The sequence below is a fragment of the Mesorhizobium sp. P160219 genome (assembly GCF_057786095.1).
In genome coordinates this window covers 2,220,466-2,237,330 of sequence record NZ_JBYNWG010000001.1, presented here as the reverse complement: position 1 = coordinate 2,237,330, position 16,865 = coordinate 2,220,466, and the positions used below count along the sequence as shown (strand labels likewise).

Genomic DNA, 16,865 nt, shown 5'->3' with positions numbered 1-16,865 from the left:
TCGGCCAATCGTTAAGTCACGCTAAACAGGCATGGGAAACAAAAGGTTAATTTCCGAAGTCTGCAAGTGAAAGTTTCTCGCTTCGCCACGCATTGCCGGGATCTGTAAAATGGCGTCAGAACCGCACGTTAAGCTTTGCGGCTTACGGCTTTCCTCGATATGACGCAGGCCAGCGACATACCGCAAAGGCGGACACTCGCCCGCATCGGCACCTTCCTCGCCGAAAGACGGGGGCTGGTTCGCGACTATCTTTCAGCCATCAGCGGCGCCGGCGGGCGGCTGGTGTTCTCGCTTGCCTATTTCATCGCACTTGCCAACACGCTGTCGATTGCCGAGTTCGGCATGTTCGCCACCGCCTCGGCGGCCGGCGTCATGCTGTCGCGCATCCTCGCTTTCGGCTTCATCTCGGCGCTTTACCGCACAGCCACCATCCGCCCCAATCTGATCGGCACCTTCACCGCCGGCTTCCTTTTGCTTGGCGCCGTGTCCTTACCACTGCTGGCGGCGGCCTCCTGGGGCGTCTACCTGATCTTCTTCGCCAGCACCGTTCCGCTGGCCGTCTTTGCCGCAATCGTCTTTGCAGAGGCGCTTTTGTGGCGGCCGGTCGAGGTGGTGCTGATCGTCAACAACGGGCTCGGCAAATTCGGCCGCGCCGCCGTGCTGTCGATCGTGGCCACGGCGTTCCGCGCGCTGGGCGCCGTGCTGTTCATGCTATCGGGCCAGCACAGCGTCTGGATCTGGTCGTTGTTCTACATCGGCGCCAACGCCGCCTCGCTGCTGCTGGCCTTCGGCTTCTATTATCCACGCCAGCGGCTGAGGCTGCGCACCGAGCTCTATCTCAGGCGGCTTGCCGATTCGATCTATGTTGCAGGAGCCGAAGTGCTGTTCTACCTGCAGTCGGAATTCGACAAGCTGCTCGTGCTGGCGATCGGCGGGCCGCATCTGGCCGGCATCTATGCCATCATCATGCGGCTGGTCGACCTGACGGCAATCCCGATCCGCACCTTCTCGATGATGCTGGTGCAGAGGATGATGCGGGCGCCGGAGCTGTTGTCGCGACTGCGGGTCAAGAGCGGTATCGAAGCCGGCGTGTTCCTGGTGTCGACATTGGCACTGGCCGCACTCGGCATCGTGCTGCATTTCTTCCCCAATGCACTTGGCCGGAATGTCGCCGAGGCGGCGCCCTTGGTGGCGTTGGCAATCGGCGTGCCGGGACTGCGCAACCTGGTCGAATACCAGGCCGAGCTGCTGTTCGCGCGCGGCCAGACCGCGCTCAGGGCGCTCAACCTCGGCCTGCTGGCGGGGCTGAAGGCGGTGCTGTTGACCTATGTGCTGACCACGATTGCCGACACGCCCAGGCTTGTCGTATCGCTCAATGTCGTCTTCCTGCTGCTCTATCTCGCCTCGGCGCTGCTAACCTATTCGGCGCTGCGCAAGCCCGCCAAGGCAATCTAAGCCAATCCGATCAGGCGGCGGATGCGGCCGATATCGGTGCCGATGAAGGATTGCATGCCGATCGCCACCTGCCCCGGTGCCATAGCGGCGACGAAGCTGCGGAATTCGTCATCCGACAGCGCCTCCCCGGTCCAGTGCACGCGGCAGAATTCCTCCGAGCCGTGGAAATGGCCGGCGCCCCCCAGCACATCGTCGACATAGCGGCCATAGATCATGCATTCGGAGAACCGGCGCACTGAAGCGATGACCTCGACCCAGCCGCGCGCGTGCACCTTCTCGATCTCGGCGCACATCGCCGTCACGGTCTGACGGCGCCAGGCGATCAGCGTCGAAATATAGTCGTGGTTCGAAACCTCGGATGCATCGATACCAATCGCCGAGGCCGCATTGCGCGACCAGATGCGATGCTCGTCGTGACCGTCGCTCGACAGCACGCCGTCGCGCCGGAACAGCCGCACCTTGCCGTCGCGCCAGAAGGCGCTCAGATCGAATGGCTTGAGGAAGGCGACGTCGGAATCGCAGAAGACCAGCACGTCTTCTCCAGCATGCGCAGCGATGGCGATGCGGCGCAGCTGCTGCACATGCCAGCCGCGCAGCGGCTGGGTCTTGAGACTGAGCCAGATGCGACGGCGAAAGAGGCTCATCGGATCGTCGAACACACGCAGCCAGCGCGGCAGCAGGTCGCGCTCGTCGACAACGCTGCGGCGGTCGTTTTCCAACTGGCGAAACAGCGCCACGTCGCGGTGCTCGACCAGAATGTAATGATGCGCCAAGCCGGAGACATGGCGGTCGAGGGTCTCGCACAACAGGCGGCAGCGTTCGAAATCCGGCGCATAGCTGGCGGTCACCACCGCCGCCGTCGGCGTTTGCGGCAGGGCACCGGTCTCGGCTGCAGGGCTCGGCACGACGCGGCTGTTCACCGCAACTCTCCGGCGGGCTCGGGCCGACGCGAGAATTTCTGCCTGACGACACGCAGCAGGAACACCGGATTGCCGACGACGTAGCGGCGCCACAGCCGGCCGGGCTCGATGCACAGACGGAACAACCATTCGAGCCTCAGCTGGCGCATCCACAGAGGCGCCCGCGGCACCGTGCCGGAGAGAAAATCGAGCAGCGCGCCGACGGCGATCGGCAGCGTGCAGTGGCGGGCATCGATATGACGGGCGATCCACAATTCCTGGCGCGGCACGCCCATGGCCACAAGCAGCACGTCGGGCCGCAATGCCTCGATGCGATCGACGATCGCCTGCTCTTCGGCGGGGGAGAAATAGCCGTCATGGATGACGACGAATTCGTGCTGCACCGCCAGAGCGGCTAGCCTGACCGACGCCGCCTCGGCGTTGGCGCGGGTGGCGCCAAGCAACCCGACGGTCAGCGGCCTCGCCGATGCCTGCAGAAAGGCCGGAATGAGATCAGTGCCGTTGAGATTGTCCGGGAACGGCGCGCCGTAGAGCAGCTTTGCCGCCAGATCGACGCCAACGCCGTCAGGCAGGATGAGGAAATCGTCGAGCGCCTCGGCAAAGACCGGATCGGTAGAGGCGATGTTGGCGTTGTGAGCGTTGAGAAAACTGACCTTGGTGAAGCGCCGCTCGGCAATCAGACGAGTGAGCAGCGCGATCGCGTCATCCCAGCCGATGGCAAGGACCGAAATGCCAAGGATCGTCTTCAGCGTATCGAGCCCGAAGGCGGCGCGGGCGGTGTGCATGTTCATGCAAACACCTCCTCCCCCACCGGCCCGAGCTTTTCCAGGCCGAGCCTGATGGCGGCATCCAGTGCCTTGATCTGCCGGCGATGGAAGGCGCTGCCATCGACATCCCTGACATCGGCCGCCGCTGCCTCCAGCGCGCCGGCGAAGGCGGCCGGATCGTCGGTGACGAAACAATTTGCCGGGCGATGATCGATGCCGCGCAGCGAACGGCTGGTGGCGACCGACGGCAGGCCGAGTTCGAAGGTTTCGATGGTCTTGAGCTGAACGCCGCTGCCCGCGGTTCTGATCAGTGGGATGACGGCGGCGCCGCGCACGAAATCCTGGGCGTCGGGCACGCGGCCGACAAATTCGACACCGGGATGGGCAGAGGTGATATCCGACGGCATGTTGCCGGCGACCCTGATGCGAAAGCTCCGGCGAAGATGCGGCACGACTTTTTCCAGGAACCAGTCGAGGCCGATGCGGTTCGGCTGCCAGGTCCAGGTGCCGATCAGCGCCGCGTCGCAATCGATGCGGCGCGGCTTGACCGGCTTTGGCGCCGTGGCAGTGGTCACCAGCGGCAGCACCGCCGAGCGGTCGTCGCTGGCAACGCCGAGTGCGGCGCGGTCTTCCTCGGCCAGCGTGAAGACGAAGCGAGCCCGGCGGCAGAGCCGCTCCTCCATGGTCTTGAGCAGCCTGGCCTCGCGGGCAAACAGCAGGCGCTGGAAGCGACTGTTTGCTGCTGCCGCATTCTCTTTGGCCGAACCATGTTCGACATTGTGGGCGACGAAAATCGAGGGACGGTCGGCGAACAGTTTTTCAAAGGCGCCGGCGAACTGCACCGAATTCAGGACATAGCCGTCGAAGGGACCGGCGCGCTCGATCGCGGCACGGACTTCGCTGTCGGAAACCGCGCGCAGCTTCACGGAAGCGAAGGTGAGCCCTGACAGCACCGCCTTGCCAAGCCAGGCGAGCTTCTGCCGCGCCGAGGCGCTTTCCGTGCGCACGTCGACGGCGCCGAGCACGAAGGTGTTTTCGGGGTCGCTGGGCGCCTTGCCCGGCCAGATGAAGCCAATGACGGTGACGCGCACGCCGGCGCGCCGCAAGGCGGCGATGATCGCAGCATTGGCGATCTCATAGCCCGAAGCGAGAGCGCCGTCGGGCACGATCGATGTGGCGAACAGCAGATGCATCTCACCTATCCAGGCGTCAGCCACTAGCAAAGCTGGGTGAACCCTTGATTAAATCACGCAACGCAACGGCTGAAAGGCGCGGACCGGCAGGCGCCGCTGCGAAAGGTGATTAACGAAACGTTATCGTCGCGGTGTTATCGAAAGCCAGATTCAAAACATGCGGCTGGAGCGGATGATCCCTTTGCCATCGGACGGTTCGGTTTCGATTGCGGGACGCTCTCCGGGGCTCGCCGCAGAGACGATGGAAGCCGTCGTCACGCTGCCGACCTTCAAGCGGCCGCAACTGCTGCTCGAAACGCTGGCGTCGCTCAAGGCACAGCAAACCAGCCGGCGCTTCGCCGTCATCGTCATCGAAAACGAGGCCGAGGCGCGTGAGGGCGCCCAGGCGGCCGTGCCGCTGTTCGAACGCGACGATATGAAGGGCATGGTCATCATCGCGCATGAGCGGGGCAATTGCAGTGCCTACAATGCTGGCTGGCAGACGGCGATCCTGCATTTTCCGGATTTCCGCCACCTGCTGGTCATCGACGATGACGAGATCGCCGACGCGGACTGGCTGGAGCGCATGTGCAGGACGGCGGAGACGCTTGGCGCCGACATTGTCGGTGGCCCGCAAGTGCCGGTGTTTACCGATCCTGCTCACGCCAAATGGGCCGAGCACCCGGTGTTTGCGCCGCCCTATCGCCAGACCGGGCGCGTGGCCGCACTCTATTCCTCGGGCAACCTTCTGGTCGGGCGCAATGTGCTCACCATCATGGGGCCACCCTTCCTCGACCTGCGGTTCAACTTCATGGGCGGCGGCGATTCCGACTTCCTCAGCCGCTCGGCGCAGAAAGGTTTCGTGCTTGGCTGGTGCGCCGAGGCAAAGGTGCGCGAAGGCGTTCCAGCCCGGCGCGTCGAGGCTGACTGGATCCGCGCCCGATCCTTACGCAACGGTGTAATCTCGACGCTGGTCGAAAAGAAGAAGCGCGCCGGCATGCCATTCGCCGGCGCCAAGGTGTTTGCAAAAAGCCTGGCGCTGCTGATAGCCTCGCCCGTGCGCGGCGCAATCAAATTGGCGCGGACAGGATCGCTGTCGACGGCGCTTTACCCCGTCTATGTCTCGCTCGGCCGCGTGCTTGCCGAATTCGGATACGCCAATGAGCAATACAGGCAGCCTGAGAAGAACTGACGAGCTGCTGCTGGGCGGCATCGTCACCCGCAACAGTGTGGCGACGGCGATTGCCGCGCTGTTGTTTGCCGTCGTCATCGTGTCGTTCCGGCCGTTTCAGCCGGCAGGCGCGGAACTGACCGGCGACGGCGGCGACATCGTCAACCAGCTCGGCTTCAGTTCGCTCGGCGCCATTTCGATCTTCTCACTGCTGACGTTCGCCGACCCCAAGGTGGTGCGCTCGCTGCTCAGCCCGTCCTGGATTCTGATGCTCGGCTTTTTCATGCTTTCGGTCATCAACGCGACCGACCCGTCCTCGGCCATGCGCGCGGCCTTCTTCACGCTGCTTGGCGTTCTGACGATAGCGACGGTCCTGGTGCTGCCGCGCGATGCCGACAGTTTTTCGAAAGTCATCATATTCTGCGCGATCGTCGTTATCGGCCTGTCCTATATCGGCCTCATCGTCTTTCCGCATGAGGCCCTGCATACGGCCGATTCGCAGGAGCCCGAACATGCCGGCCTGTGGCGTGGTGTGTTCGCCCACAAGAACATTGCCGGACCAATCATGGCCTGCTTCAGCTTCGCCGGCCTCTATCTCTTCCGGCGCGGCCAGAAATTCTGGGGCGTGGCGATCTTCGGCGCGGCGATGATCTTCATGCTGCACACCGGATCCAAGACGACGGCCGGCCTGGTGCCGTTCTCGATCCTGATCGTCGTGCTGCCGGGCCTGATCGGCATGCGGTTCGGCACGCCGATCCTGTTTGCACTGGCGATCATTGCGACGGCCATCGGTACCTTAGGCATCGTCTTCATCCCGCCGGTGAAAGAGCTGGCGGCCACCTATTTCCCCGACCTCACCTATACCGGGCGCACGACGCTGTGGGAGTTCTCCGGCGAGATGCTGGCGAAGAAGCCCTGGACCGGCTACGGCTATGAAAGCTTCTGGGGCACGCCGCTGCTGCTGAGCCAGGACCAGCCTTTCGACCGGGCCTGGGACATCCGGACCATCGTGCATGGCCATGACGGCTATCTCGACATTGCGGTGCTGATGGGCATCCCGGCGCTGTGCGTTGCCGTCTACACTTTCCTGATCGCGCCGCTGCGCGACTACATGCGCATCCCGCCGCGCAAGGAGAACATCTATCTCGGTGACTTCTTCATGATGGTGGTGCTGTTCACGGCGCTGAACGCGTTCCTGGAAAGCTTCTTCTTCCATCGCGGCGACCCGGTGTGGCTGTTCTTCGTGCTCGGCGTGCTTGGCTTGCGGCAAGTGTCGCTGCGGCCGATCGCGGTACGCCGGCGACCTTGACCGGCTGGCCTGGATCCAGCACCCCTTGAGGGGCTTTCCCGTCTGCCCGCTAGCGTCTAAGGAGAACCCTTGTCTCGGAGGGCTCTCAATGACGATCAGGCTTGTTCTCGCCGGTTGCGGCAATATGGGTTACGCCATGCTTGCGGGCTGGCTGAAATCCGGCAAGCTTGCCCCGCAAGCCGTGTTCGTGGTCGAGCCCAATGCCGAATTGCGCAAGCGCGCCGAGCACCTCGGTTGCAGTGTCGCCGCGGACGCGAACGGCATCCCCGCCGACGCAGAGCCCGACCTCGTCGTCATCGCCGTCAAGCCGCAGGTGATCCGCGACGTCACCGCCGCCTACAAGCGCTTCGGCGACGGCAGGACCACCTTCGTCAGCATCGCCGCGGGCACGCCGGTCGCCACCTTCGAGCACATACTCGGCCATCTCGCGCCTGTCATCCGCTGCATGCCCAACACGCCGGCCGCGATCGGCAAGGGCATGATGGTGGTCTATTCCAACCCGCTGGTGACCGACGACATCAGGCGTTTCGTTGCCGAGCTGCTGTCGGCCAGCGGTGTGGTGACGACGATCGACGACGAAGGCCTGATGGACGCGGTGACGGCGGTTTCGGGGTCCGGTCCGGCCTACATCTTCCATTTCATCGAGGCGCTTACGGTTGCAGCCGAGAAGGCCGGGCTGCCGACCGAGACCGCCAGGCTGCTGGCCATGCAGACCGTCTATGGCGCTGCTGCACTCGCTGCCGAAAGCGGCGAGGAGCCCGGCGTCCTGCGCCAGCAGGTGACCAGCCCCAACGGAACCACGGCAGCCGCCCTTGCCGTGCTGATGGGCGAAGACCGGCTGACGAAGCTGCTGACCGAGGCGGTGGAAGCCGCGCGGCTGCGGTCGGTGGAATTGGGGAAGTAGCCGAGACGCTCGCGGGGCCGTATCAGCCCCACTTCATCTCACCCTTGGCGACCTTTGCGCCCAGTTCCAGGGACGAGACGTCAAGAAGATCGGGATAGCGCCGCTTCATCGCTGCAATCAGCTCGACGCTGGATTTCGCTTTTTCGGCTTCCTTATTGAAAGCTTCGAGGTAGGCGCGGGTGAATTCCACGGCCGCCAGACCGTCCGGTGCACCGGCTACCTGATGGGACGGCACCACGATGTTGGGTTTGCGGGACGCGATTTCGTTGAGCGCGGCAATCCATTTCTTGCGGTCGTCTACGGTTGGCTCGTCGGCAACCCAGACATGTACGCCGGACGAGATCAGCACGCCGCCGAACACCGCTTCAAGGCTGGGCACCCAGAGATACCGCCGGTCTTTCAGATCGGCGACGGTGACGATCTCGATCTTGTTTCCTTCGACTTCAAGTGAGGTGATATCGGATGCCTCGGGAATGACGACATCCGCCAGGACCTTCGGTCCATTGTCCTTGAGCTGCGGGCCCCAGACATCCAGCTTGGCTTGCACATTGGCTTTGATGGCCGCCACCGTCGCAGCGGCCGCGATGATCTTGGCGCCGGGGAAAGCATCCGCGACGGGATGCAGGCCAAAATAATAGTCAGGGTCGCTGCAACTGACATAGATCGTCGTCAGGGTCTTGCCCGTCGCCTTGATCGCATCCGCGACCGCACGGCCATCGGACAGGGTAAATCCGCCGTCGAGGAGGATGGCTTCTTTTTCCCCGGTCAGCAGCACCGGCGTGCGGCGGAAACCATTCTCGTCAGCCTGAAAATAGGTCCATTCCAGCTTGGCGGCGGCCCTAGCTGCAAAAGCCAGAGGCTGAAGCATGGCAACCATGCCCGTTGCCAGAAGGGTTTTCATCGTCTCGCGTCTTGTCCAAATGGTTTGCAAGATTTCAATCCTCAATGGGGGTTCAACTGATCGTTCGGAGATTGGCATCTCGGCATCGTTTGAAAAACCCGGATCAAAGAGACAGACTGTATGAATGGATCATACAATGGCAGCCGATGGGTCTGCGCCGTCAGCACGAGCGCAATGACCAGGCGTGTTGCGCGAGCAGGTCAAAAGCCCCATGGCGCGACCGCGGCAGCATTTGGCCTGCTGGGCGGGAGCGGCTGACGAAGCTGCTGGGGAGTAGGATCAGGCCAGATCGGTGTGGGAAAAGCCCTTCCCTTTGTAGAGCAAGGGCATCCCACGGCTTTTTGCCGAGGCATATGACAGGCAGTCAGCGAGATTGAGCTGAGCCGGGTGGCCGCGACCTTTGCCATAGTTCGAAAAAGCCTGGATCGCGAGCTTGGCATCACCGATTTCGATCGGAACCACCTCGATCTCGGCCTCACGCAGGAAGTCCTCTATCGCCTTTTCGGCGAAGAGCGGCTCCACCACCAACTTCGATGAAAGCCGCATCGCCGCTTCGAGCACGACCAGCGGAGATGTGATCCGTATCGAGGCCTGCCCGATCCGGCGGCTCCAATCGGCGGCGTCTTCCTCTCCGGCGAGGACAGCGATCACCACCGAGGTGTCGATGAACATCAGGAATGTCCCCACATCTCGTCGATCTCATCCTTAGTCAAATCCCTGCCGCCGCTTCCCGCCTTGGCCTTCAGATCGTTCGATATGGCGGCCAGCCGCTCAGCCAGCGGAACTCGTTCACGTTCGCGCTGAAGCTCGGATTCGAGCGCTTCGATCACCGCTTCGGTCAAGGAAATCTTTCGCTTTTCGGCAAGCTGCCGGGCGAGGTCACGGGCGCGCGGGTCTCTGATCTGGAGATTCATTCTGGAAGACTCCGTTCGCTGTCACTACAATATAGTGATCTTGTCATGACAAAGCCAGAGAGCTGGCCTGTTCATGCCATCTCAGCCCCGTAGAGCATATCATCCTGCAGCTTCCGCAAAGCGAACAGCCTCGTCGTGCGGTCGGGCGTAGCATTGTCGGCGGTGAGCAGTTCGCCCTTCCTCACCGGTTTCAGCACCTTGCCGCCTTCGAGCAGGCCGACCGGCACTGCGCGATTGGCGCGCGCCTCTTCGACGGTCATGGTCCATGAGCGGTAGCAAGTCTCGCCGATGGCATCGAAGGTCTCGCCCATGGCGAGATCGCGCTTGGCCACCGCGCAGACCTCGGCCACCGGCCTCGGCAGCGGCACCATGTCTGGCCGGCCATAGAGCATGATGCGCGCCGCGGTCAGCGGCACTTCCAGCGAGGTCAGGTGATACGGCCGGAAGAAGCTGTAGTAGGGGCCGTGGCCTATGTGCAGGTCGTCCATGCGCTCGACGATGCGCGGATGCGTCGCCTCGACGATGACGAACACGCCGGGCGCCACGCCCTTGCCGATGGTGTAGTCGACAACGCCCTTCTTCGACAGGATGCCGCCATCCGCCTTCGGGATGAGCACATTGGCCAGCTGATCGCGGTCGGCCTTTGGGCCGTGCATGCCGGGAACGTCTGGGACCAGCCCGGTGGCGTTGGCGATGGCGCCCATCTCGACCATGGTTTTGGAACCGTCGACGAATTCGACCAGCATGCGCGGGTTCATGTTGCGGCGGATCGCTTCCTCGCGATAGTCGTCCGGAACGGCATCGTGGTTGAGCGGGTTGTTCTTGCCCTTGCCAGCCGAGACGATGGTGTAGCCGAGCGCCGACGCAAATTCGATCAGCTCCATGCAGCTCGACGGCTCGTCGCCGGCGCCGACCGAATAGACGACGCCGAGCCGGTCTGCCTGCTGCTTGAGGTAGCAGCCGATGGTGACGTCGGCCTCGACATTCATCATCACCAGATGCTTGCCGTGCTCCATCGCCTTCAAGTCGAAATCGGCGGCGACACCAGGCTTGCCGGTGGCGTCTATGACGACGTCGATCAGCGGATTGGTGACCAGCATCTCGTTCGTGGTAATGGCGATTTTGCCCGCCTCGATCGCCGCGGTGACTTTCGAGCCCCTGTCCGCCTCGACCGCCATCGCCTCATCGCCATAGGCGATGCGGATGGCGTCACGGGCGGTGTGCGGGCGGCGTGTCGAGATGGCCGCGACCGAGATGCCGGGCATCAGCATGCCTTGCGTGACCAGGTCGGTGCCCATTTCGCCGGAGCCGATGACGCCGATGCGCACCGGGCGTCCCTCGGCGGCGCGCCTGGCGAGATCGCGGGCCAGTCCAGTCAGGGCGACATTGGTCATGCAAGCGTGTCCACGGCTTCTTGATTTGCAGGCGGGAATAGCAGGGAACGGCCCCGCTTTGCCAACGAAACCAGCGGACGGCGGCAATTTCTCCGGCAACAGGCCCGACAGGTGAGGCCAACCCCGGTAGAGGCTGATTGACCCGCCTCGGCGTCAAACCACCCTGATATAGCTCGTCATCCCGGTTTTCTGATGTTCGATGATGTGGCAGTGCAGCAGCCAGTCGCCGGGATTGTCCGCGACGAAACCGAGCTGAACCTTCTCGTTGGGCTGCATGAGATAGGTGTCGGAGATGACCGGCTGAACCTGGCGTGTCGACGACGACAGCACCTTGAAGCTCATGCCGTGCAGATGCATCGGATGCGATTGCGGCGTCAAATTCTCCATGTCGATGACATAGCTTTTGCCGAGCTTCAGCTCGGCCAAAGGCGCGGTCGGGTCCGGCGTGTCGCCCGGCCACGGTACCTTGTTGATGGCCCAGAAGGAGTAGCCTAGCGTGCCGCATATGCTGTCGCTCGGCACGTTTTCCGCCGTGGCGCTGAGCGAGAGCGCTATGTGTTTCGCGCTGGCGAGATCCACCTCCGGCACCGGGTTGGCTTCCAGCGGTGCGAGGCCGCGCAGGTCGCGCTTGAGCGAGCTGCCGGTGGCGCGCAAGGTGGCGAGGACCTTGGGTTTGGTGCCCCTGATGTCGCCCAGGCTGACGATCGCGCCCTCCTGGTCAGGCATGCGGATGGCGAGCTCCATGCGCTGCCCCGGTCCGAGCAGCAAGGCATCGGGCGCAAAACGCTGCGGCACCGGATTGCCGTCGAGCGCGATGACCGCGGCCTCCGCACCCTCGACGCGAAACGCGTAGATGCGGGTGACATCGGTGATGGCGACCCGCAGCCGCACCAACCCGCCGGCCGGCGCGTCGAATTGCGGCTGGTCGAGCCAGTTGGCGGTGCGCACCGTGCCATAGGTTCCGGTTTTTGCGGCATCGCGCGGCCGGAATTGCTGGATGAACTGCGCGTCGTCGCCGAGGCGCCAGTCGCGCAGATTGACGATTGCCTCGGCGTCGAATTTGGGATCGTTGGGGTTTTCGACCACGATCACGCCGGTGAGGCCATGGCCCATCTGCTCCAGCGTGTTGCAATGCGGGTGATACCAGAACGTGCCGGCGTCGGGCGGCGTGAAGGCGTAGTCGAAATGATCGCCGGTATAGACGTAAGGCTGAACTAGGAAGGGAACACCGTCCATCTTGTTTGGAACGCGAATGCCGTGCCAATGGATGGTCGTCGGGTCGTCGATGGCGTTGACGAGACGCGCGGCAAAGGGCTCGCCTTTTTTCATCCGCAGTACAGGCGGCATGCCTGATTCACCATACGTCAGGACATCCCGGGTCTCGCCCGCATCCATGAACCTGGCCTGGATCTTTGCCGTCTTGAGCACCACCGGCTCAGGTGTGACAGCTGCCCAACCGCTGAGCCTGGTCATTGCTGCCAGCCCGACGCCGCCACCGCCGGCAACCGCAGCCGTTTTCAGAAGCCCGCGGCGGGTGAATAGGGTCATCTGGCGCTCCAACGGAATATGATTACCTGTCGTCCTGAATGACGGGTGGCGACCGGCGCACAAGCCGATACTGCCACATCGCATCTCTGTCATGCCATGGCGAGCCGGTGACATCTGCTTGCGCAACAGCGTGAACGCTGGCGTGCCCACCATTCGCCCGCATAGCGCGGGCTCGGATTAATGCAACTCGGCCAGCAACGCCTGTGCCTCGGCGAGGTTCTTTTCGGAACCGGCGGCGAGATCGTCCATCTTCTTGTCACGGAAGATGACGAGCGCGTCCTGGCATGCGGCGATCGCTTCCTGTGCCATCGCCTTGTCCTTGTGGGCGGCGCCCAGATCGACCAGCACGTCGCACAGGCTGTCCTGCGTGAAGGCGACAGCCGGCACCGAATTGATCTTCTTTTGCACCACGATCGCCTCGCGCAGGACCAACACCGCCTCCTCGAAATGCGCGACATTGTTTTCGGCGCGGCCGGCCATGGTCAAGGCATAGCCCATCTCGTTGCGCGCATTGGCCCAACGTTCGGGATCGCGGTCGCGACCGAGCTGCTCGGCAAGCGCCCGGTTGACGACAATCGCCTCCTCGTACAATTCAGCCGAAGGCTCGCGGGCCGCGATCATGCTCAGCGTCTGCGCGAGACTGGTCTGGTTGGTGATCCAGAGATCGGGATCGCGGGCGATCGTTCGCACCGTGGCGAGGTCGCGGTAGATCTGAGCGGCTCGTTTCAGCTTGCCGACATCGTTCGCCCAGTAACCAAGACTCGACAGCCCGCCGGCGAGATTGTTCTGATTGTTCTCCCAGACAGCCAGCGCATTCTCGCGCGTTACCACGCTGAGCGCTGCGTCATAGGCGGCAATCGCGCGGGTGAGCAACTCGACGTCCTTGCCGTCCGCGGCCATCAGCAAGGCATTGCCGATATCGCCCTTGGTGCGCGCCCATTGCATGCGGTTGGGAAAACCGTCGTAGATCCGCGCTGCCGTCTCGAAGCTCTGCACGGCCTTGGCGTAGAACGTGGCGTCGCCACCAATCCGGCCCTGGCTGTAGACGGCAAAGCCGAGGTCGTAATTGATATTGGCCCACTCCTCCGGGTCGGCGTCCTTGGAGTAGGCGGGGAGCGCGGCTTCCAGCATGTCGGCTGCTTGCGCCAGCAAGTCCAGGTTGGATGTATCGTCGCCCAGGATCGACAGGGTCTGGCCGAGCACGCGCCGCGTCTGGCCGATCTCCGTGACATCACCGCCTTTCGTCTGCCCGTCGAGCGCCGCCCGCAGCGCGTCGACCGATTGCTGCAGCAGTTGATCGTCAGAGGCCAGCTTGCCTGACATCATCAACGCGCAGCCGAGGCGGAATTCCGTCTTGGCCCAATTGGCTGGGTCCTTGTCGCGGGTGCGAACCCTGAGCACCTGACCGTAGACATCGATCGCCTGCCGCAGGGTCGAGATGTCCCCCGCGCGTTCGCCCCAGTTCGATAGCGTGCCTGCAAGGCTGTAACCAATCGAAGCGAACTCGCCCGGCGCGGCGGTTGCGGTATAGACCTCCCATGCCTGACGATACGCGGTCACCGCCTGAATGTAGTAATCGGTTCCCGTATCGAGATCGCCGAGCGTGTCGTTGACCGATCCCAGATTCTGCTGCAGCGAAGCCCAGTCAAGCGGCAGTTTCTCACGCGGATATTCGGACAGAGCGGCCTGGTACGCGGTGGCTGCCTGCAGCAGCAGTTCCTTGTTCTTCTGCTTGGCGCCGAGGCGCTGCAAGGCGTTGCCCAGCGTCAGCTGGCCGTTCGCCCAGCTCGCCGCGGCGTGCTCGCGCGTCCGAACCGAAAGCGCTGCCTCCGCCGCCTCCCGCGCGCGCTGCAACGCGGCGATATCGCCGTTGATCTCGCCGATCGACTCGAATGCGGTGCTCAAATTGTTCTGGATCGTCGCCCATTGCGCCGGCGCGCGTTCCCTGGTCATCTCCTCAGCCGCCGCCTGGAAGGCCGCGACCGATTGCTCAAGCGTCGGTACATCCTTTTCGCGCGCGCCGAGGCTCGCCAGAACGACACCCAGATTGATCTGGCTCAATGCCCAGTCGAGCGGTACGCGATCCCGGCGATATTCTGTCAGCGCGGCGCGATGCGCCGATATCGCTGCGCGAAAACTGTCCGATGTGGTCTGGCGTTCGCCGATCTCGGACAGCACGATGCCGAGATTGTTCTGCGTCGCCGCCCATTCAAGCGGCAGTTTTTTCGACGACTGTACCTCGAGCGCCGAGCGGAAGGCCGCGACTGCCCGCTCAAGCAGTGCCGTCCCGTTCTCGCGCTGGCCGAGCCGCCAGTAGACCGTGCCCAGATTGCCATAGGTCGATGCCCAGTCGTCAGGGTAGGCGTCATGCGTATAGACGGTCAGCGCCTGCTCATAGGCGGCAGCTGCCTTGTCGAGGTTGTCGCGGCCGGCTTCCCGTTCGCCCAAAGTAGCAAGCGTGGCGCCCATATTGTTCTGGGTGGCCGCCCAAAGCAGCGGCAACTTTTCGCGGGTGACATAGGTCAATGCCTGTTCATAGGCTGTCAGGGCCTGGGCGAGATACGCATTGTCGCCGGAGAAGTCCCCTTGTTCCGACAGAGCGTTGGCCTCTGCCGCCTTGTAGTAGAACGCATCTTCGTCGCTCCATTTCGCGGCCTGCTCATAGGCCTTGGCGTAGTCCTGAGCCGCCTCCTTGAAGTTGAAGGAAATCTCGTAGGTTCTGGCGCTGCTGGCGAAAACCTTTGCGAATTCGAGCCGCTTTGCCTTCAGCTCGGCCTCGGCCTGGTCGACCGTAGACGAAAGTTCGCCGATGCGGGCCTTGGCCTGCTCGTTGAATTTCTGCGCCGCTTCGAGCGCGCCTTCCTGAACCGCCTGTTCGGCGAGTTTCGATAGCCTGGCAATTTCGGGGTCCGGGTTTTTCAAAGTCTCGCGTTCGGCCAACACGTGTTTCAGCCGTTCGGTCTGGCCACGCAGCAGCTTGTCGAGCTCAGCCGGATCCTTGGGTATGTCGACCCCGAGCGCCTTCAGCATGGCGTAAAGCCCATCCATCGGCACCTTGCCGTCACGCGATATGGTTTCGATCTGGCGGCGCTCCGGATCGGGTAGCGTCGAGATGGTCAGCAGGAGCTGGCGCCGCTCCCTGAGGATTTCGCCCTCATCGCCTTTCGGTGCCTCGGCGGGGGTACCGAAATAGAGCAGCCGGCGCAGGCTCTCATTGACCCAGGGCCGCTGCTGGCCGTTGGTCTTGAGATAGACCTCCTCGCCGATCATGCGCAGAACGGTGCCGAATTCCTCGCCGCCCATCGTGTCGATGTGGCGCAGGATCGCTGCCGCATAGGGGCTGTTGCCATCGGCCGGACCGTCCAGCGCAACCTTGCCGGGCTCGGCGGCAAAGGCGATGACCTGGCCGAGGCTGCCGTCGACCGAGCCCTTGGCGTCGGCGCCGCCCTTCAGGGAAACCACGCCGCGCGTTTCCCCGAGACCGCCGGCGCCGATCGGCTTGCCTTGGTCGCCCGGCGCCAGCTTCAGGAGCGTGCCCGGCGGGAACGGATCGTTGCGGCAGGCGTCCAGCAGAACGATGGTGACCGGCACCTTGGCCTTCAGTTCGGCGACGATGGACGACAGCGGCACCAGCTTTTCGCCGGCATTGTCGAGCGCCGAGATATCGGCATCGACAGGGACCAGATAATTCTCGCCGCCGGCTTCGATGCCGTGGCCGGAATAGTAGATGATGGCGACATCGGCGCCCTCGGCATCGTCGACGAAGCCTTCGAGATCGCGCCGCAATTTGCGCGCGTCGCGGTTGGTGGCGACATTGGTCTCGAAGCCGAGCCTGTCGAACATCTCCTCGATGGCGCGGGCGTCGTTTTCCGGATTGGGCAGTTTGCCGACATGCTGGTAGTCGGACTGACCGATGATGAGCGCGACGCCTTTCAGCGCCTTCGGCTCTTCAGCCAAAGCGGGGCCAAACGCGCATAGGCACACCAGTGCTGCGGCAATTGCCGCGCACATGCGCCCTGTCGCACCTGCCGTTCGCCCAAAGAGCATTCTCTACCCCAAAACCCGACGCTATCTTCCGCAGGCGAGATGGCATCATGATGGCCGGCCGATGGCAAGTCCTTGGGCGAGCTGTGTTCTTGTCGTGGATATGCGTACGAGGAGGCTGGCTTTCAGCGTGCGAGCGGTAGTGTTCAGCATGCCGGATACGGCCAGACCGGCCTGTTCGTGAGTTGACAGGTCCGGACTTGTTGAGCAGTCGTCCGGCCCCGTAGAGCCTCTTTCTCTCAATGTTTCCGGGCGAGGCGCCACGGTTGGATGCGCGGGATTGGCACTTTTGCGTCAGCCGGCTTTTTTGGTCCGCAACGAGACCCGGACTTCGCGACTGCATCTTTTTAAATCAAAGGAATGAAC

Annotated in this window: 13 protein-coding genes; 4 read left to right on the top strand and 9 right to left on the bottom strand. The window is 63.3% G+C overall.

All coding sequences use genetic code 11. The features are described 5' to 3' along the window. Positions 1–159: 159 nt before the first annotated feature. A complete protein-coding gene (locus tag AC3EMP_RS10815) occupies positions 160–1,455 on the top strand; it encodes a lipopolysaccharide biosynthesis protein (RefSeq protein ID WP_023669300.1) in 1,296 nt (431 codons plus the stop codon). On the opposite strand, the gene AC3EMP_RS10810 is transcribed toward AC3EMP_RS10815, so the two are convergent. Genes AC3EMP_RS10810 through AC3EMP_RS10800 form a run of 3 tightly spaced genes read right to left on the bottom strand, consistent with a single transcriptional unit; the run spans position 1,452 to position 4,335 of the window. Then, positions 1,452–2,375 (bottom strand): DUF6492 family protein, encoded by a 924-nt coding sequence (locus AC3EMP_RS10810; RefSeq protein ID WP_023669299.1) that lies wholly within the window; start codon positions 2,373–2,375, stop codon positions 1,452–1,454. The two genes, AC3EMP_RS10815 and AC3EMP_RS10810, sit on opposite strands and share 4 nt — an antisense overlap. After that, positions 2,372–3,166: a WecB/TagA/CpsF family glycosyltransferase gene (locus AC3EMP_RS10805; RefSeq protein WP_023715617.1), complete on the bottom strand. Its 795-nt coding sequence runs from the start codon at positions 3,164–3,166 to the stop codon at positions 2,372–2,374. The genes AC3EMP_RS10810 and AC3EMP_RS10805 overlap by 4 nt, the downstream gene beginning before the upstream one ends. Further along, on the bottom strand, positions 3,163–4,335 hold the full coding sequence (locus AC3EMP_RS10800) for a glycosyltransferase family 4 protein (protein WP_023832762.1): 1,173 nt from the start codon (positions 4,333–4,335) through the stop codon (positions 3,163–3,165). Before AC3EMP_RS10800 ends, AC3EMP_RS10805 begins: the two co-directional genes overlap by 4 nt. 172 nt (positions 4,336–4,507) lie before the next feature. Between AC3EMP_RS10800 and AC3EMP_RS10795 the strand changes: the two genes are divergently transcribed. From AC3EMP_RS10795 to proC, 3 genes are all read left to right on the top strand, one after another. Next, on the top strand, positions 4,508–5,506 hold the full coding sequence (locus AC3EMP_RS10795; RefSeq protein ID WP_352446451.1) for a glycosyltransferase family 2 protein: 999 nt from the start codon (positions 4,508–4,510) through the stop codon (positions 5,504–5,506). Next, positions 5,475–6,794: an O-antigen ligase family protein gene (locus AC3EMP_RS10790; RefSeq protein ID WP_352446449.1), complete on the top strand. Its 1,320-nt coding sequence runs from the start codon at positions 5,475–5,477 to the stop codon at positions 6,792–6,794. The genes AC3EMP_RS10795 and AC3EMP_RS10790 overlap by 32 nt, the downstream gene beginning before the upstream one ends. An 88-nt stretch (positions 6,795–6,882) precedes the next feature. Further along, complete coding sequence (proC, locus tag AC3EMP_RS10785) at positions 6,883–7,698, top strand: pyrroline-5-carboxylate reductase (RefSeq protein ID WP_023669294.1); 816 nt, start codon at positions 6,883–6,885, stop codon at positions 7,696–7,698. 22 nt (positions 7,699–7,720) lie between these two features. On the opposite strand, the gene AC3EMP_RS10780 is transcribed toward proC, so the two are convergent. From AC3EMP_RS10780 to AC3EMP_RS10755, 6 genes are all read right to left on the bottom strand, one after another. Further along, positions 7,721–8,620: an MBL fold metallo-hydrolase gene (locus AC3EMP_RS10780; RefSeq protein ID WP_023827899.1), complete on the bottom strand. Its 900-nt coding sequence runs from the start codon at positions 8,618–8,620 to the stop codon at positions 7,721–7,723. 258 nt (positions 8,621–8,878) lie between these two features. Next, on the bottom strand, positions 8,879–9,271 hold the full coding sequence (locus tag AC3EMP_RS10775) for a type II toxin-antitoxin system VapC family toxin (RefSeq protein WP_023751972.1): 393 nt from the start codon (positions 9,269–9,271) through the stop codon (positions 8,879–8,881). Further along, the gene (locus tag AC3EMP_RS10770; protein ID WP_023689347.1) at positions 9,271–9,513 is read right to left on the bottom strand and encodes a type II toxin-antitoxin system VapB family antitoxin; all 243 of its coding nucleotides are present in this window, start codon (positions 9,511–9,513) and stop codon (positions 9,271–9,273) included. Before AC3EMP_RS10770 ends, AC3EMP_RS10775 begins: the two co-directional genes overlap by 1 nt. Before the next feature lie 71 nt (positions 9,514–9,584). Next, on the bottom strand, positions 9,585–10,907 hold the full coding sequence (locus AC3EMP_RS10765) for an NAD(P)H-dependent oxidoreductase (RefSeq protein WP_023751971.1): 1,323 nt from the start codon (positions 10,905–10,907) through the stop codon (positions 9,585–9,587). 153 nt (positions 10,908–11,060) lie between these two features. Then, positions 11,061–12,455 carry a multicopper oxidase family protein gene (locus tag AC3EMP_RS10760; protein WP_023751970.1) on the bottom strand — a complete coding sequence of 465 codons (1,395 nt, stop codon included), beginning with the start codon at positions 12,453–12,455 and terminating at the stop codon, positions 11,061–11,063. A gap of 177 nt (positions 12,456–12,632) precedes the next feature. Continuing rightward, positions 12,633–16,502: a caspase family protein gene (locus AC3EMP_RS10755; protein WP_352597383.1), complete on the bottom strand. Its 3,870-nt coding sequence runs from the start codon at positions 16,500–16,502 to the stop codon at positions 12,633–12,635. Positions 16,503–16,865 lie beyond the last annotated feature (363 nt).

Excerpts from the sequence above, each read along its gene's own strand:
- AC3EMP_RS10815 (WP_023669300.1), top strand. The coding sequence starts at position 160 with ATGACGCAGGCCAGCGACATACCGCAAAGGCGGACACTCGCCCGCATC.
- AC3EMP_RS10805 (WP_023715617.1), bottom strand. The coding sequence starts at position 3,166 with ATGAACATGCACACCGCCCGCGCCGCCTTCGGGCTCGATACGCTGAAG.
- AC3EMP_RS10800 (WP_023832762.1), bottom strand. The coding sequence starts at position 4,335 with ATGCATCTGCTGTTCGCCACATCGATCGTGCCCGACGGCGCTCTCGCT.
- AC3EMP_RS10795 (WP_352446451.1), top strand. The coding sequence starts at position 4,508 with ATGATCCCTTTGCCATCGGACGGTTCGGTTTCGATTGCGGGACGCTCT.
- AC3EMP_RS10790 (WP_352446449.1), top strand. The coding sequence starts at position 5,475 with ATGAGCAATACAGGCAGCCTGAGAAGAACTGACGAGCTGCTGCTGGGC.
- proC (WP_023669294.1), top strand. The coding sequence starts at position 6,883 with ATGACGATCAGGCTTGTTCTCGCCGGTTGCGGCAATATGGGTTACGCC.
- AC3EMP_RS10775 (WP_023751972.1), bottom strand. The coding sequence starts at position 9,271 with ATGTTCATCGACACCTCGGTGGTGATCGCTGTCCTCGCCGGAGAGGAA.
- AC3EMP_RS10770 (WP_023689347.1), bottom strand. The coding sequence starts at position 9,513 with ATGAATCTCCAGATCAGAGACCCGCGCGCCCGTGACCTCGCCCGGCAG.
- AC3EMP_RS10765 (WP_023751971.1), bottom strand. The coding sequence starts at position 10,907 with ATGACCAATGTCGCCCTGACTGGACTGGCCCGCGATCTCGCCAGGCGC.
- AC3EMP_RS10760 (WP_023751970.1), bottom strand. The coding sequence starts at position 12,455 with ATGACCCTATTCACCCGCCGCGGGCTTCTGAAAACGGCTGCGGTTGCC.
- AC3EMP_RS10755 (WP_352597383.1), bottom strand. The coding sequence starts at position 16,502 with ATGCTCTTTGGGCGAACGGCAGGTGCGACAGGGCGCATGTGCGCGGCA.